Here is a 15,788-nt window from a genome sequence, read left to right as displayed (position 1 = left end):
ACGCGTGGCGCAAGCGCCGGTTCAAACCGAAAGCAAATATCAGCGTTTCGGGAACAGCCGCTGGTGTTCGGCGATGGCAAAGCGGTCAGTCATGCCTGCGACATAATCAAGAACGACACGCGCGCAATGCGTTTCATCCCCGGCGCCTTGTGCCAACCGGCACCAGTGGTCGGGCATCTGGCGGCGATCGTGCAGGAACAGCGGAAACAGGTCGTTCAGCATCGCGGTGACGTTGCTGCGTTCGACCACGACCGACGGCGCGCGGTACATGCGCGTGAACAGGAACGACTTGATCGCCTTGATGTTCTGGTAAAGCGGCTTGGAAAAGCGGATGATCGGCCCGTCCATGGCGCGGATGTCCTGCGCCGACTGGGGGCGCAGCCCGGCCAGCCGGTTCTGGGCCACGGCGATCACGTCCTCGACCATGACGCCAAAGACGCGGCGCAGCGCCTCGTAGCGGCGGCGGGTGGGATCAAGGCCCGGATACAGGCGGTCCACTTCGGCAAAGGCGGGGCCGACGACGGGCAGTTCGGCCAGCTCGTCCTCGGTGAACAGTTCGGCGCGCAGACCGTCATGCAGGTCGTGGTGATTATAGGCCACGTCGTCGGCCACCGCCGCGACCTGCGCCTCGGCGCTGGCGTTGGTGTGCAATTCCAGATCCCAGGCGGCATTCACCTCGGCCAGGGCATAGGGCAGGGGGTCTGCGACGGGACCGTTATGCTTGGCGATGCCCTCCAACGCTTCCCATGTCAGGTTCAGTCCGTCGAAATCGGCGTAATGGCGTTCCAGCCGCGTCACGATCCGCAGCGCCTGGGCATTGTGGTCGAAGCCGCCATAGGGCTGCATCAGGGCGGCCAAGGCATCCTCTCCGGTATGGCCGAAAGGCGGATGGCCCAGGTCGTGCGCCAGGGCCACGGTTTCGGCCAGATCGGCGTTCAGGCCAAGCGCGCCGGCGATGGTCCGGGCGACCTGCGCGACCTCGATCGTGTGGGTCAGGCGGGTGCGGAAATAGTCGCCGCGATACGCCTTTCCATCGTGTTCCACAAAAACTTGGGTCTTGTGTTTCAGGCGGCGAAAGGCGCTTGAATGAATGATCCGGTCGCGGTCGCGCTGCCAGGGGCTGCGAAACGTGGACATCCGTTCGGGATACAATCGCCCTCGGCTGGCATCGGGATGGCAGGAATAGGGGGCGGTCACGGCATGGCTTCCTTGCAACGGATGCCTGCAACCCTATATTCTGGTCTGGCCTTCGAAAACGGGAACGCCCCATGAACCTGCCGCCCAAAGTCACCGAACGCGCCTTTGCCCGCCTGGCGCAGATCAACACGGCGGCAGAGGTGCGGCCCCTGCGGGTGGCAGTCTCGGGCGGCGGCTGTTCGGGGTTTCAATACGACATCCGCCTGGACCGGGCCGAGGACGACGACCTGGTCCTGCAAGGCGCGGGCCAGACAGTGGTGGTCGATCCGGTATCGCTGCCCTATCTGGCGGGCGCGACCATCGATTTCGCCGACGAGCTGATCGGCGCGCGCTTCGTGATCGACAATCCGAACGCGTCTTCAAGCTGCGGCTGCGGAACGTCCTTTTCCATTTAGCCGCAGACGCGACTGCGGGTATCAAGATCGATGTCCAGCATGCGCAGGCCGGGCGTCGGCAGGCGATTGGGATCATCGCGATCGTCGTCCAGATCGACGGTTTGGGTCGTAAGAACCACCCCTTGGCACAGGTCCAGCGGCCCGGCCGAAGCGACCGTCATCCGGCCATCGCTTTCGATCAGGCGGATGATGTAGCCGTGTTTGCGCGCCACCCCCGCCTCGAACGTCATGGGCTGGTCCATGTCGGTCCATTCCGTCATCGGGCCGAACGGGGCGTCTTCGTCCTGCCAATCGGTGCCATGGGCAAATCGGATGTTCCATGTGCCGGGCGGAACGAGCAGCCGGAAAAAGGCTCCTCCGACGATATAACCCGCCATGACGCGCCGGTCGGTATCGGGATCGATCACGAAGACCACGTAATCCCGGCCCGGCATTGTCTTGACAACCAGCGGCAGAGTCGCGGGTAGCCCGCTGCGGTTCCACATCAGTCCTGCGCGCGGGCGTTCGTCCGCCCCGGCAGGCAGGGCGAGGGCAATCATCATCAGCAAGGCAAAGAACCGGGGCATGACGCGATCGTAACAGGGCACGGCCTTGGTTGCCAATCTTTGCGCGCCTGATAATGATGCCGCCATGAAGATCGCGACATTTAACATCAACGGCGTCAAGGCCCGGATGCAGGCGCTGACGGACTGGCTGGCGGGATCGGGCGCCGATCTGGTCGTGTTGCAGGAAATCAAGTCGGTGGACGAAGGTTTTCCCCGCGCACATTTCGAGGATCTGGGCTGGATCGTCGAAACCCATGGCCAAAAGGGGTTCAACGGCGTGGCGATCCTGTCGCGGTTGCCGTTGGAGGACGTGACGCGCGGCCTGCCGGGCGATGATTCCGACGAGCAGGCCCGCTATATCGAGGCGACGGCGGTGGGCGGCGATACCGCCGTCCGCATCGCCGGGCTGTATCTGCCGAATGGCAACCCGGCGCCGGGGCCGAAGTACGATTACAAGCTGGCCTGGATGGAACGTCTGCGCCAGCGCGGTGCCGAATTGCTGGCAGGAGAGATGCCGGTGGTGATGTGCGGCGACTTCAACGTCATTCCCGAACCGCGGGACGCCGCACGGCCCCAAGCCTGGATCGAGGACGCGCTGTTCCTGCCAGACAGTCGCGCCGCCTTTCGCAAAATCGTCAACCAAGGCTGGACCGATGCCGTCCGCATCCGCGACCCTTGGGCCGCGCGCGGACCGTTCACCTTCTGGGATTATCAGGCCGGATCGTGGTCCAAGGACGACGGCATCCGCATCGACCACCTGTTGCTGTCCCCGCAGGCTGCCGATCTGCTGATCGAAACCGGCATCGACAAGGATGCGCGGGCGGGTGAAAAACCCAGCGACCATGTTCCCGTCTGGGTCCGGCTGGCCGTCTAGATCACCAGAACGCCGGAATGCTTGGCCTTGTGTTCGGGTTCGACATGAATGGTGATCTGCGCGTCGTCCAGCCGACGTTTCAAGGCCGTCTCGATCCGGTCGCAGATGGCATGGGCTTGCGCCACTGACACATCGCCCGCAACGACCAGATGAAAATCGATGAACGTCCTGCTGCCCGCGTGCCGGGTGCGCAGGTCATGCGCCTCGATGGCGCCCTCGGCCTGGCCCGAGATCGTGTCGCGGATGTCGCGCAAAAGATCGTCCGACACGGCCTGATCCATCAGCCCGCCAAGCGACGTTATCATCACCTTCCAACCCGACCACAGGATGTTGACAGCCACCACCGCCGCAAGGATCGGGTCCAGGATCGCGTAGCCGGTGACGATCGCCAGAGAGACGCCGACAAGCACACCGCCCGAGGTGACGACATCGGACAGAAGATGGTAGCCGTCGGCAACCAGGGCGGGCGATTTCAACAGGCGTCCTTGACGCAAAAGCATCCAGCACCAGACCGCGTTGATCGTCCCGGCTGCCGTGTTGATAAGCAAGCCGGCCACCGGGGCGTCCAGCATCCGCGGATTGCGGATGCCGTTATAGGCTTCCTCGAGGATCAGCAGGGCCGCAATGATAATCATCACGCCTTCCAGAACGGCCGACAGGAATTCCGCCTTGTGGTGGCCGTAAGGGTGGTCCTGGTCGGCAGGACGTTGCGCGATGCGGATGGCGATCAAGGCGGCAACGGCGGTGACAACGTTGACCGTGCTTTCCAGCGCGTCAGACAGCAGCGCGACCGATCCCGTCAGCCACCAGGCCAGCGTCTTCAACCCCAGCACCAGGATTCCTATCACGATGCTGCCGACGGCGATCCTGACTGTGCGGTTCATGGCAACGGTTTTTCCTATCCTGCCCTCCGACCGGAGGCATGTGACAGAATGCCAAGTCAGTTGCAACTGGAAAGGATGGTGCAGGACGATCGGGTGCAGGGCGCCAGATTCCGCCCGCCACGATCAAGGGAGCAGACGGGACCGCATCTTTCGTCGCGTTCAGTCGTCGCCGTCGTTGGGATATTCATCGTCGTCGCCGAACCTCGCGTCATCGGCATACTCATCCTCACCCTCGCCGACGTATTTGCTGCTCAGCGCGATGGAATGGTTGTCGTGCGCAGGATCCATGACCACGTCCGAGGGAATTTCCCCGGCCAACCATTCCCGCAACTCCTCGCGGATCTCGGCTTGCTCCTGGCCTGTCACCTCGGCCAGATGGGCAACGAAGGCGCGCTGATCGCCGTCGATCTCGTCCAGGTCGGTTTCATCGACATCAGGCCATTTTTCCAGAATGGCATCATAGAAAGCGGCCCAGTTTTCCTGAACATGGTGCCATTTCATTAGTATCCGCCTCCTATCGATGACTGCGCCCAGTTGGCGATCCCGGTGATATCCTCGCCAACCCCTGCGACCGTATTGCATCCAGCCAGCATCATGCAGGCCAAAACCAAACCCATCACTACCCTCATCACTCTGCCTCCTGCCACCAAAGCTCGGGCATGAAGCCCGGCCAATCTCCGTAAAGCGGCGTTGTCCGGTCAGGATACCGCAGGTCCGCGGTGTGGGCCAGCCGCGAGACCGGCGAGAACCCGACCGGTATGACATAACGCCCGGCAGTCAGGATTCGATCCAAAGCCCGGACCGCAGCCGTAAATTCTTGGGTGTTTTGAGAATTCACCATCGCTGCGATGACGGCCTCGGCGGCGGGGCTTTTCATGCCCATCCAGTTGCGGCTTCCCGGCTGGTCGGCAGCGGCTGCCCCCCAGTACAGCAACTGTTCGTTGCCCGGCGACAGCGACAGCGCGCGTTCATACCAGGTCATGTCAAACTGGAATTCATTCGTGCGCTGCACGAACTGCGCCGAATCAAGCAGGGTGATGCGGGCTTGCATCCCCAGGTTTCGCAGCGCCTGAACATAGATATCGGCGATCTGCTGGGTTTCCGAGGCACTGCGCATGGCGGTGCCGGACTGGTTCAGCAGGATTTCGAATGCAAAGGGGCGCCCGTCGGCATCCTGGAGGATCCCGTCGCGCACCGTCCAACCCGCCTGTTCCAGCAAATCGATCGCGCGGCGCAGCCCGGCACGGTCGAGCGCCCGGTCCGAGCCGTCGGGAAGGGTGTAGCCGTCGACCGTGCCGGGGGGCAGGTCGGCGGCAAAGGGTTGCAGCAGCGCCGCTTCGCGGCCGGTGGCGGGACCGGGCTGCATCGCCAGGGCAGAGTTGGAGAAATAGGACGTGATGCGCTGATCCTTGCCGCCGTTCAGGGTCGCGTTGATGAAGCGAAAATTGAACGCCTCGATCATGGCCTGCCGCACCCGCCAGTCGGCGAACAGTGGGTTTCGGGTATTCATCACAAAGCCCATGATGCCGGACGGGCGGCGGTTCGGAATCTCGGATTTGACGGCATCGCCACGCTGGATCACGGGAAAGTCGTATTCCTGGGTCCATTTCAACGCCGACAGCTCCCTCCAGATCGTGACCTCGCCGGCCTTGAAGGCCTCGAACATGGCATTGGCATCCGCGAAATAGTCATATCGGATGACGTCGACGTTGTTGCGTCCCTTGTTCACGGGAAGGTCGGCGCCCCAGTATTCGGAATTTCGACGGAATGTAATCGACCGGCCGGGGTCCACCTCGTCCACGACGTAGGGGCCAGAGCCGACCGGCGGCTCGAGGCTGGAGGCCGCGAAGTCCTTGCCCTCCCACTGGGCTTTCTTGAGAACCGGACGCATCCCCATCAGCAGCGGCAGTTCCCGATCCGATTCGGAAAAGGTGATCCGCAGGCTGCGATCGCCGGTCTGTTCGATTCCGGCGACCTTGGCCCAGGCCGCGCGATAGCGGGGATGTCCCTGGGTGCCGAGGGTCCGAAAGGACCAGATCACGTCGTCAACCGTGACGGGGCTTCCATCGGAAAACCGCGCCTCTGGCCGCAAGGTGAACTCGACCCAGGATCGGTCGGCTGCGGTTTCGACGGACGCAGCCAGCAGGCCGTAAAGGGTGAATGGCTCATCGAGACTGCGATACATCAGCGTTTCGGTCACATGAACGCCCACACCCCACGCCGCATTGCCCTTGAGCACCCAGGGTTTCAGCGAATCGAACCCACCCGGTTCCGCCAGACGAATCGTTCCACCCCGCGGCGCGTCAGGGTTGACATAGGGAAGAACAGAAAATCCCGGCGGCAGTGCGGGTTCCCCATACATCGAAACCGCATGAACTGGTTCTGCGCGTGCAGACAGCGGCAATGTTGCAACACACAGAAAAGTTAGTAAAGTCAGGCACAAGGCCTGTAAAGTCACGGATTTTTCAAGTTTTTTCACGCTTTGCATCGCCTGCCCGCCCGTTTTTCTTCTTTTCAATACAAATTCAACTGACTCGGAAAGGGATCGTCAATGGCGGCTCAACTTCTTCATTGGACTTTGGCAGGCATTGGCGTATAAATACCTTACTGCTCGATAGGTTTCTTGCCTGTATGAAACCTGCCTCATGACTTAGCGCCCGCCTTGTGCGGGCGTTTTTTTTTCCTCATGCTGCGACTGCAAACGGGATCGTGACGCATGTCGGATTGCCGGGGTAACAGTCGTGGAGGGACGATGTTCGAAAGATTTCTGGACGGTAAGACCGCAATCGTGACGGGTTCCAACTCTGGCATCGGGTTGGGGATTGCGCACCGGCTGGCCAGGGCGGGCGCCGAAATCGTCCTGAACAGCATCACCGATCGCCCCGAAGATCATGCCTTGGCCCAGAATCTGGCTGAGGAACATGGCGTAAATGTCCGCTATGTAAGGGCGGACATGTCAAAGGCGTCCGAATGCCGGGGGTTGATCGAACAGGTCGGGCGCTGTGACATCCTGGTCAACAATGCGGGCATCCAGCATGTCGCCCCGATTCCCGATTTCCCGTCCGAGAAATGGGATGCGATCATCGCAATCAACCTGTCATCGGCGTTTCACACCACGGCCGTCGCCTTGCCGATGATGCGCAGCGCCGGGTGGGGCCGGGTGGTCAACATCGCATCGGCTCACGGATTGACCGCCAGCGCATTCAAGTCGGCCTATGTCGCGGCCAAGCATGGAATCGTCGGGCTTACGAAGGTCACGGCGCTTGAAACAGCCAGGGAACACATCACCTGCAACGCCGTCTGCCCCGGCTATGTCCTGACCCCCTTGGTCGAGGCGCAGATTCCCGACACCATGAAGGAATACAACATGACGCGGGACGAGGTGATCCGAAACGTCATGCTGGAGCGCCAGCCATCCAAGGAATTTGCGACAGTCGAACAGATGGGCGATACGGTCGTCTTTCTGTGCAGCGACGCGGCGGCCCAGATCACCGGAACGACCATCAGCGTCGATGGCGGCTGGACGGCCCTTTAAGGACCGTCCACAGGGCATCATGCGCAGCCCTCGCAGAAGCGGCGAATGCGGACAATAGCCTCGGTCAACTGGTCATCGCTCGCGGCATAGGAAATGCGGAAATGGGGGCTGAGACCGAAAGCCGCGCCGAAGACGACCGCGACGCCCGTTTCCTCCAGCAGCGCATTGGCAAAGGCTTCGTCGTCGGTGATCGGCGTCCCCGCGGCCGAGGTCGTGCCGATCAGATCCCGGATCGTGGGATAGACATAGAATGCCCCTTGGGGGACCGGACATTCGATGCCGACGCAGGCGTTCAATCCGGCCACCACCAGGTCGCGCCGCCGCTGAAACTCCAGACGGCTTTGGCCGATATAATCCTGCGGCCCGGTCAGGGCGGCTTCGGCTGCATATTGGCTGATGGAACAGGGGTTCGATGTGGATTGCGATTGCAGCACGGCCATCGCCCGGATCAGCGGTTCGGGCGCCGCGCCATAACCGATCCGCCAGCCGGTCATCGCATAGGCCTTGCTGACGCCGTTCATGGTCAGCGTCCTGTCCTTTAGCCGAGGCTCGACCTGCGCCGGGGTGGCGAACTGGAAATCGTCGAAAACCAGATGTTCATAGATGTCGTCGGTCAGGATCCAGACCTGGGGATGACGCAGCAGGACATCAGTCAGTGCCCGCAGTGCCGCATGGTCGTATCCTGTGCCTGACGGATTGGAAGGCGAATTCAGGATCAGCCACTTGGTCCGGGGCGTGATCGCCGCCTCCAACGCGTGCGAGGTCAACCGGAAACCCTGGTCCAGACCGCATTCGACGATCACGGGGCTGCCCCCGGCCAGCAGAACCATGTCGGGATAGCTGACCCAGTATGGCGCGGGGATAATGACCTCGTCGCCTTCGTTCAGCGTCGCCATCAGCGCGTTGAACAGGATTTGTTTGCCGCCCGTGCCGACGGTAATTTGCGACGGCGTGTAGTCCAGCCCGTTCTCGCGCGAAAATTTCCGGCAGATGGCACGCTTCAGCGACGGCGTGCCGTCCACGGCGGTATAGCGTGTATGGCCCGCGTCGATGGCGGCCTTGGCGGCGTCACGAACATGCAGCGGCGTGTCGAAGTCCGGCTCTCCGGCAGAAAGGGCGATGATGTCGCGGCCTTGGGCGCGCAGAGTGGCGGCACGGCCCGTCATCGCGATCGTCGGCGACGGCTTGATTCGGGACAGGCGATCGGACAGCAGATCCATGGCGACCTTGACGGTTGGAACAACGGGTGCGCATGGCTTATGCTGTGCGGAACAGGACAACAAGCGCAGGCTGTGCGCCGGAAGGAACGATCATGACGGAAACGCCCGAAGTTCGCCTGCGCCGCCTGAAGATGCGCAGCTGGCGGCGCGGCATGAAGGAAATGGACCTGATCCTGGGTCACTTCGCTGACGGCCCGCTGGCCGGGCTGACCGCGTCGGAACTGGATGATTACGAGGCCGTGCTAAACGAGAACGACCAGGATCTGTATAGGTGGATCACCGGGCGGATGAATGGCGGGGATGGTCGGGGACCGGCTGCCCTGGCCCCCGTTCTGGACAGGATCGCCAGGCATGCGGCGGAACGGTTTGGACCCGTTCGATAAAATTTTTTCCATTCCGTTTCAAAAATGCGTTTGCATTAACTGTAGATTTTGACTTTTGCGGCAATGATGTGGTCATGACGAACAAATCAGGACCGCGAGACGCCATGATTTCCCCCGCGCCGCGCGATATGCGCCCCCAAGCCGACGTTCAGGCCCTGCCCGATCTGGCAGACACCACCGAGGCTTATCTCGAGTCGCTGCAACTGCTGGAACGTTTGCATCGGCTGATGCTCGATCTGGTCAAGGATGAATTCGAACGCCTCGGCCGCCACGACCTGACCCCCGTGCAGGCGATGATCCTGTACAATCTTGGCGGGGCCGAGGTGTCGGCGGGCGAATTGCGATCCCGCGGCATGTATCAGGGGTCGAACGTCAGCTATAACCTTAAAAAGCTGGTGACGATGGGCTATGTCCATCACGAACGCAGCGACATGGATCGCCGGTCGGTCAGGGTCAAGCTGACGGACGACGGGCAGGCGGTGCGGGATATGGTCCACCGGCTGTTTCAGCGCCATGCCGAAGGCCTTGCCATGTCCGGCGTCCTGGAAGATCCCCCGCTGGAGCAGGTGAACCTGCAAAGCCGCCGGATCGAACGGTTCTGGCTGGAACAGATCCGCTATATCTACTGATCGGCGCCCAACCTACCAATGCCCGGTGTTGTCCATGCTGGCCCAAGGTTCCGCCGGGGGCAGGGCGTCGCCTTCCTGCAACAGCTCGATCGAGATGTTGTCGGGACTGCGCACAAAGGCCATGTGCCCGTCGCGCGGCGGACGGTTGATGGTGACGCCCGCATCCATCAGCGTCTGGCACAGGTCATAGATGTTGCCGACGCGATAGGCCAGGTGGCCGAAATGGCGGCTGTCGGACGGAAGCCCATCGTCGCCGTCCCAGTTGTGGGTCAGTTCGACGAGGCATTCCGGCTGGCCCGGCGGGGCCATGAAGACCAGCGTGAAGCGCCCCTTGTCATTGTCGATGCGGCGCGTTTCCTCAAGTCCCAGTAGCCTGAAAAAGGCCATGGTCTTGTCCAGGTCGGCGACGCGAACCATGGTGTGCAAATAGCGGATATTCACGGCATCTCCTTGTCATTCTGGTGGCATCAGCTTCGCATGGGCGGCTTCGGGGTGCAAACGGATCAGCGGCGGCGCAGATATTCGAACAGCACGCAGGCAGGATCGGCGGAGCGAAGCGGGACGGATCCCAGGCAGGCCCATTCGGCCGGATCCATTCGCGGGAAAAACGTATCGGCATCCGGCACAGCAAGCTCGACCTCGGTCAGCAGCAGCCGGTCCGCCACCGGCAGAAGCGCGCCATAGATCCCCGCGCCTCCGATACCATATATCCGGCGGTGGCCGGATCGATGGGCATGATCGACCGCCGCGCCGGGTGCGGCAAAGACGTGATCCGCCACCCCAGGATCGGACGATACCACCAGGTTCAGCCGGTTCTTCAGCGGTTTGACCGGCAGGCTGTCCCATGTCCTGCGTCCCATGACGATGGCCCCGCCGGTCGTTTCGCGTTGAAAGAAGGCCAGATCCTCGGGCGCGCGCCATGGGATTTCGTTGTTCTTGCCGATGGCGCCGTTGCGGTCGCGCGCGGCGATCAAGGTCAGCATCAGACCGCCACCGGGGCCTTGATGGCCGGGTCGGGGTCGTAATTCAAAACCTCGAAATCCTCGAACCGGAAATCGAAGATCGACTTTGCATCGCGCCGAAGCCGTATCTGCGGCAAGGGCTTCGGAGTCCGCTGCAACTGCGTTCGAACCTGGTCCAGGTGGTTGAGATAGATGTGCGCGTCGCCGATGGAATGGATGAAATCGCCCGCCCGATATCCCGTCACATGGGCCAGCATGACTTGCAACAGCGCATAGGACGCGATGTTGAACGGCACCCCCAGAAACATGTCGGCCGACCGCTGATACAGTTGCAGATGCAGCTTGCCGTCCAGGATGCGCACCTGCCACAACGTATGGCACGGCGGCAACGCCATCTCTGGCACATCGCCGGGGTTCCAGGCCGAGACGATCAGGCGGCGACTGTCAGGCGTGCGGTGGATCGCATCGACCAGATCGGCGATCTGATCGACCTGACCCGCCAGGAACAGCGGTTGGCCGTCCGTCGCCCGACCGCTGGGCACCAGCTTGGGAAACCGGCGCCATTGATGGCCATAGACCGGCCCGAGATCGCCCTGTTCGTCTGCCCATTCGTCCCAGATCGAGACGCCGTTGGCCTGCAAGTAACCGATGTTCGTATCGCCCGACAGGAACCAGAGCAGTTCATGGATGATGGACTTCAGGTGCAGCTTCTTGGTCGTCACCAACGGAAACCCGTCCGCCAGCGGGTAACGGCATTGCAGCCCGAAATGGGAAATGGTGCCCGTCCCCGTCCGGTCCGTGCTTTCGACGCCCCTGTCCAGGACCGTGCGCAGCGCGTCATGATACTGCCGCATGTCAGACGTCCAGTTCTTCGGCGAAACGGGCGTTTTCCTGGATGTATTCGAAACGCAGTTCCGGTTTTTTCCCCATCAGCCGTTCGACCAGATCCCCGGTTTCGCCGCCTTCGTCATCGTCGATGCTGACCCGGATCAGCTTGCGCGTCCTGGGGTTCATCGTCGTGTCCTTGAGATCCTTGGCGTCCATTTCACCCAGACCCTTGAAGCGTTGCACGTCGATCTTGCCCTTGCCGCCCAGTCCCTTGGCCATCATCCGTTCCTTTTCGGCATCGTCCGCGACATAGACGCGGTGCGCCCCCTGCGTCAGCCGGTAAAGCGGCGGGCACGCCAGGTACAGATGCCCCTTGTCGATCATCGGCCGCATCTGGGTAAAGAAAAAGGTCATCAGCAACGAGGCGATATGGGCCCCGTCCACGTCGGCATCCGTCATGATGATGATCTTGTCGTAACGCAGGTCCTCGACGTTGAAACGGGATCCGATTCCGACCCCAAGGGCTTGGCAAAGATCGTTTATTTCCTGGTTTGCGCCCATCTTGGACGATGCCGCGCCCAAGACGTTCAGGATCTTGCCGCGCAAGGGCAGCAGTGCCTGGTTCGTGCGGTCCCGCGCCATCTTCGCGGAACCTCCGGCGCTGTCGCCCTCGACGATGAACAACTCGGTCCCGTCGCGGTTGGTGGCCGAACAATCGACCAGCTTGCCCGGCAGGCGCAGCTTGCGGGTGGCCGTCTTGCGGGCGGTTTCCTTTTCCTGCCTGCGCCGCAGGCGTTCTTCGGCGCGCAGGACCAGGAAATCCAGGATCGCGCCCGCCGATTTCGTATCGGCCGCCAGCCAGGTGTCGAAATGATCGCGCACCGCGTTTTCGACCAGACGCGCGGCTTCGGTCGTCGCCAGTCGGTCCTTGGTCTGGCCCACGAATTCAGGCTCGCGGATGAAGCAACTGACCAGGGCGCAACCGCCGGTCAGAAGATCCTCTCGGGTGATCGACGCGGCCTTCTTGTTGCTGATCCGTTCGCCATACGCCCGCACGCCCTTCAGGATCGCGGCCCAGAAACCCGCCTCGTGCGTGCCGCCTTCGGGGGTGGGCACGGTGTTGCAATAGGATTGGATGAAACCGTCGCGCGCGGGGGTCCAGTTCACCGCCCAGTCCACCTTGCCGGGCGCGCCCTGGCGGCGGAAATCCACGCTGCCCGAAAAGGGGCGGTCGGCATAGGTGCTGGCGCCGGTCAGTGTTTCCGCCAGATAATCGGCCAGGCCGCCGGGAAAATGGAACGTGGCCTCGCGCGGGGTTTCGCCGTCGTCAATCTCGGACTTCCAGCGGATTTCGACGCCGCTGAACAGATAGGCTTTGGATTTCACGATCTTTAGCAGCCGCGCCGGCTTGAAGCGGTGATGGCCGAAGATTTGTTCGTCCGCATGAAAGATGACGGTGGTGCCGCGACGGTTAGGTGCCGCGCCGATCCGGGCAATCGGACCTTGAGGCACACCGCGAGAGAATCGCTGTTCGAACACTTCCTTGTTGCGCGCCACCTGCACGATCATGGTGTCCGACAGCGCATTGACGACCGAGGCGCCCACGCCATGCAACCCGCCCGATGTCTGATAGGCATCGCCGGAAAACTTTCCCCCCGCGTGCAGGGTGCACAGGATCACCTCGAGCGCCGACTTGCCCGGAAACTTGGGGTGCGGGTCGATGGGAATGCCGCGGCCGTTGTCGCGGACGATGACGCTGAAATCGGCCAGCAGTTCGACCTCGATCCGGGTGGCATGGCCCGCCACCGCCTCGTCCATCGAATTGTCGAGGATTTCGGCCACCAGATGATGCAGCGCGCGTTCGTCCGTGCCCCCGATATACATGCCGGGGCGCTTTCGCACAGGCTCCAGCCCCTCCAGCACCTCGATCGAGGCGGCGGAATAGCTGTCGGTCGCGTCAGCGGCGGAAAGAAGGTCGTCGGCCATCTGTGTCTGCTCTTGTTCTTTTGGTCGGCTGGTCGGGATTATCACATGCGGGGGAACGCAAGGCCAGCCCCGCACGACCGGGCGGGATTGGGCTGATGCCCGGTGGGTCATTCGGGTTCGGCCGATCGTTCGTCCCACATCTTTCGGAAGGCGGGTCGGGACTGGCAGCTTTCAAGCCATGCCATCGTTGCCGGAAACTGGCTCATCAGTTCGCCATAACCTTGGGCATAGCGAAGGATCTCTGCCAGATTGATGTCGGCCACCGAGAAGCGGTCGCCGACCAGATGGTCTCGGGTCGAAAGATGCCCTTCGACAACGTTCAGGGGACGGACAAGGCGTTGGGCCGCATTGGCGACCAGGGCCTGATCGTCGCCCGATTGCAGGCGGGACCGGGCGTGGAGAAACAGGATCGTCAATGCGTCGGGTTCGATGCTGGTCGCGGCGTAAAAGCTCCACTGCATCATCAGGGCATCTTCCGACAGATCCGAAGGCCCCAGGGCGCCGCCATGCCTGCGCGCCAGATACAGGGTCGCGGCCAGCGATTCGGACAGGATCAGCCCGTCATCCTCGATCACCGGAATGGCGCCTGCGGGCGACAGCGACAGAAAGGCCGGGGAATGCGTGTTCAGCGGCGCGTCGGGCGCGTCGGGATCGGCCAGCCGATAGGCCTGGATCACCGGAACCTGCCGGAACGCCAGTCCGATCTCGTGGCACAGCCAGATGATGCGCGACGCGCGGGACCGGGTGACGCCGTGGATGGTCAGCATGAAACACTCCTTCTGTGGCGGTCAGGTTACGCGCCGGCCAGAGGTTCGGAAAGCGCGAAGCGGCGGCGCCGTTTGATGCAGGTCAAGGAACTGCCCGCGGCCCCCCACTAGACCGGAACCGCGAAACAGGAGCGATTCATCCCATGTCCAGCCCCGAGTTGGACCCCCCGAGCCTTTATGCGGCGCGCGAGCCGATATTTCCCAGGCGCGTCACGGGGCGGTTCAGAAACCTCAAATGGATCGTCATGGCTTTGTCCCTGACGATCTATTACGCCACGCCGTGGATCCGATGGGATCGGGGTCCGTCCATGCCCGATCAGGCGGTCCTGGTGGATCTGGCCAATCGCCGGTTCTTCTTTTTCTGGATCGAGATCTGGCCGCACGAATTCTATGTCGTCGCGGGCCTGCTGGTCATGGCGGGCCTTGGCCTGTTTCTGTTCACCTCGGCCGCGGGGCGGGTGTGGTGCGGGTATGCCTGTCCGCAGACGGTCTGGACCGACCTGTTCATTCTGGTCGAACGCTGGATCGAGGGCGACCGCAACGCCCGGCTGCGATTGCAGCGCCAGCGGTGGGATGGGCGGAAAATCCGTTTGCGAATGGCGAAATGGACGGTCTGGCTGGTCATCGCCCTGCTGACCGGCGGGGCCTGGATCTTCTATTTTACCGATGCGCCAACGCTTCTGCGCAACCTGTCGACGGGCCAGGCCCATCCGGTCGCCTATGTCACAATGGCGACCCTAACCGCGACGACCTTTCTGTTCGGCGGCTTTGCCCGCGAACAGATCTGCATCTATGCCTGTCCCTGGCCGCGCATCCAGGCCGCCATGATGGACGAGGACACCCTGACCGTTGCCTATCGCGACTGGCGGGGCGAGCCGCGCGGCAAGGTCAACCGCCAACCGGCCGACTCGACGACCCCCGCCACTGGCGACTGCATCGACTGCATGGCCTGCGCGAACGTTTGTCCGATGGGCATCGACATTCGCGACGGGCAGCAGATGGAGTGCATCACCTGCGCGCTTTGCATCGATGCCTGCGACGCCATCATGGACAGGATCGGAAAACCGCGCGGCCTGATCGGTTACATGGCGCTGAGCGACGAGACGGCCGAACGGGCCGGAGCGGCGCCGAAATCGATCTGGCGCCATGTGCTGCGCCCGCGCACAGTGCTGTACTTCACGCTGTGGTCGGGCATCGGCATTGCCCTGGTGATCGCGCTTCTGCTGCGCCTGCCACTGGAAATGAACGCGTCGCCCGTTCGAAACCCGCTTTTCGTCACGCTGTCGGATGGGGCGATCCGCAACACATACGACGTGCGGCTGCGCAACAAGCGGCCCGAGCCGCGCAATGTCCGCCTTGGCGTCCAGGGCGGCACGGGCCTGACCGTCGCCGTCGAGGGGGCGCCGTCAGGAATTGTGACGGTGCCGGCTGATCGAACCCTGGGCATCCGGCTGTATGTCACGGCCCCCGCCGGACACGCGATCGCATCGACCCGGACGACGCCTTTGACCCTAGTCGTCCGTGATACGGCCGACGGAACGGTCGCGACGGCGGACGCAGCGTTTCATGGAAAAAAGGACTGA

General features: G+C 62.6%; 17 protein-coding genes. 6 read left to right on the top strand and 11 right to left on the bottom strand.

Features of this window, described 5'->3' with window-relative positions:
* Positions 1-39: 39 nt before the first annotated feature.
* Positions 40-1,137 (bottom strand): deoxyguanosinetriphosphate triphosphohydrolase, encoded by a 1,098-nt coding sequence (locus CHB77_RS10505; protein ID WP_423212893.1) that lies wholly within the window; start codon positions 1,135-1,137, stop codon positions 40-42.
* Positions 1,138-1,268: 131 nt separating this feature from the next.
* Between CHB77_RS10505 and CHB77_RS10500 the strand changes: the two genes are divergently transcribed.
* Entirely contained in the window at positions 1,269-1,592 is a 324-nt protein-coding gene (locus CHB77_RS10500; RefSeq protein ID WP_089388160.1) for a HesB/IscA family protein, read from the top strand.
* On the opposite strand, the gene CHB77_RS10495 is transcribed toward CHB77_RS10500, so the two are convergent.
* Complete coding sequence (locus CHB77_RS10495; protein ID WP_089388159.1) at positions 1,589-2,194, bottom strand: hypothetical protein; 606 nt, start codon at positions 2,192-2,194, stop codon at positions 1,589-1,591. The two genes, CHB77_RS10500 and CHB77_RS10495, sit on opposite strands and share 4 nt — an antisense overlap.
* Positions 2,195-2,222: 28 nt before the next feature.
* On the opposite strand from CHB77_RS10495, the gene xth reads away from it, so the two are divergent.
* Positions 2,223-3,011, top strand: a complete 789-nt coding sequence (gene xth, locus CHB77_RS10490) for an exodeoxyribonuclease III (RefSeq protein WP_089388158.1) — start codon at positions 2,223-2,225, stop codon at positions 3,009-3,011.
* Here the strand turns inward: xth and CHB77_RS10485 are convergent.
* The 3 genes from CHB77_RS10485 to CHB77_RS10475 all read right to left on the bottom strand — a co-directional run bounded on the left by CHB77_RS10485 (position 3,008) and on the right by CHB77_RS10475 (position 6,257).
* Complete coding sequence (locus CHB77_RS10485) at positions 3,008-3,895, bottom strand: cation diffusion facilitator family transporter (RefSeq protein WP_089388157.1); 888 nt, start codon at positions 3,893-3,895, stop codon at positions 3,008-3,010. The two genes, xth and CHB77_RS10485, sit on opposite strands and share 4 nt — an antisense overlap.
* 159 nt (positions 3,896-4,054) lie before the next feature.
* Complete coding sequence (locus CHB77_RS10480) at positions 4,055-4,396, bottom strand: hypothetical protein (protein ID WP_089388156.1); 342 nt, start codon at positions 4,394-4,396, stop codon at positions 4,055-4,057.
* A gap of 127 nt (positions 4,397-4,523) precedes the next feature.
* Entirely contained in the window at positions 4,524-6,257 is a 1,734-nt protein-coding gene (locus CHB77_RS10475) for an extracellular solute-binding protein (RefSeq protein WP_089388155.1), read from the bottom strand.
* 390 nt (positions 6,258-6,647) lie between these two features.
* On the opposite strand from CHB77_RS10475, the gene CHB77_RS10470 reads away from it, so the two are divergent.
* Positions 6,648-7,430, top strand: coding sequence for a 3-hydroxybutyrate dehydrogenase (locus CHB77_RS10470; protein ID WP_089388154.1), 783 nt, complete (start codon positions 6,648-6,650; stop codon positions 7,428-7,430).
* A gap of 17 nt (positions 7,431-7,447) precedes the next feature.
* On the opposite strand, the gene CHB77_RS10465 is transcribed toward CHB77_RS10470, so the two are convergent.
* On the bottom strand, positions 7,448-8,650 hold the full coding sequence (locus tag CHB77_RS10465) for a pyridoxal phosphate-dependent aminotransferase (RefSeq protein WP_089388153.1): 1,203 nt from the start codon (positions 8,648-8,650) through the stop codon (positions 7,448-7,450).
* Positions 8,651-8,742: 92 nt separating this feature from the next.
* Here CHB77_RS10465 and CHB77_RS10460 point away from each other — a divergent pair, with 92 nt between their 5' ends.
* Positions 8,743-9,033 (top strand): succinate dehydrogenase assembly factor 2, encoded by a 291-nt coding sequence (locus CHB77_RS10460; RefSeq protein ID WP_089388152.1) that lies wholly within the window; start codon positions 8,743-8,745, stop codon positions 9,031-9,033.
* A gap of 128 nt (positions 9,034-9,161) precedes the next feature.
* Positions 9,162-9,662 carry a MarR family winged helix-turn-helix transcriptional regulator gene (locus CHB77_RS10455; RefSeq protein ID WP_089388242.1) on the top strand — a complete coding sequence of 167 codons (501 nt, stop codon included), beginning with the start codon at positions 9,162-9,164 and terminating at the stop codon, positions 9,660-9,662.
* A gap of 12 nt (positions 9,663-9,674) precedes the next feature.
* Here CHB77_RS10455 and CHB77_RS10450 read toward each other — a convergent pair whose 3' ends face one another.
* From CHB77_RS10450 to CHB77_RS10430, 5 genes are all read right to left on the bottom strand, one after another.
* Positions 9,675-10,103: a VOC family protein gene (locus CHB77_RS10450; RefSeq protein WP_089388151.1), complete on the bottom strand. Its 429-nt coding sequence runs from the start codon at positions 10,101-10,103 to the stop codon at positions 9,675-9,677.
* A gap of 62 nt (positions 10,104-10,165) precedes the next feature.
* Positions 10,166-10,645 (bottom strand): dihydrofolate reductase, encoded by a 480-nt coding sequence (locus CHB77_RS10445; RefSeq protein WP_089388150.1) that lies wholly within the window; start codon positions 10,643-10,645, stop codon positions 10,166-10,168.
* Positions 10,645-11,478 (bottom strand): thymidylate synthase, encoded by an 834-nt coding sequence (locus tag CHB77_RS10440; protein WP_089388149.1) that lies wholly within the window; start codon positions 11,476-11,478, stop codon positions 10,645-10,647. The genes CHB77_RS10445 and CHB77_RS10440 overlap by 1 nt, the downstream gene beginning before the upstream one ends.
* Before the next feature lies 1 nt (position 11,479).
* Complete coding sequence (gene parE, locus CHB77_RS10435; protein ID WP_089388148.1) at positions 11,480-13,438, bottom strand: DNA topoisomerase IV subunit B; 1,959 nt, start codon at positions 13,436-13,438, stop codon at positions 11,480-11,482.
* Positions 13,439-13,545: 107 nt separating this feature from the next.
* On the bottom strand, positions 13,546-14,205 hold the full coding sequence (locus CHB77_RS10430) for a glutathione S-transferase family protein (RefSeq protein ID WP_089388147.1): 660 nt from the start codon (positions 14,203-14,205) through the stop codon (positions 13,546-13,548).
* Between the two features lie 143 nt (positions 14,206-14,348).
* Between CHB77_RS10430 and ccoG the strand changes: the two genes are divergently transcribed.
* Positions 14,349-15,788 (top strand): cytochrome c oxidase accessory protein CcoG, encoded by a 1,440-nt coding sequence (gene ccoG, locus CHB77_RS10425; RefSeq protein ID WP_089388146.1) that lies wholly within the window; start codon positions 14,349-14,351, stop codon positions 15,786-15,788.

Source organism: Paracoccus sediminis (assembly GCF_900188295.1).
GTDB lineage: Bacteria > Pseudomonadota > Alphaproteobacteria > Rhodobacterales > Rhodobacteraceae > Paracoccus > Paracoccus sediminis.
Note: the sequence above shows the minus strand (reverse complement) of the source record. Positions and strands in the feature narration are given on the sequence as shown.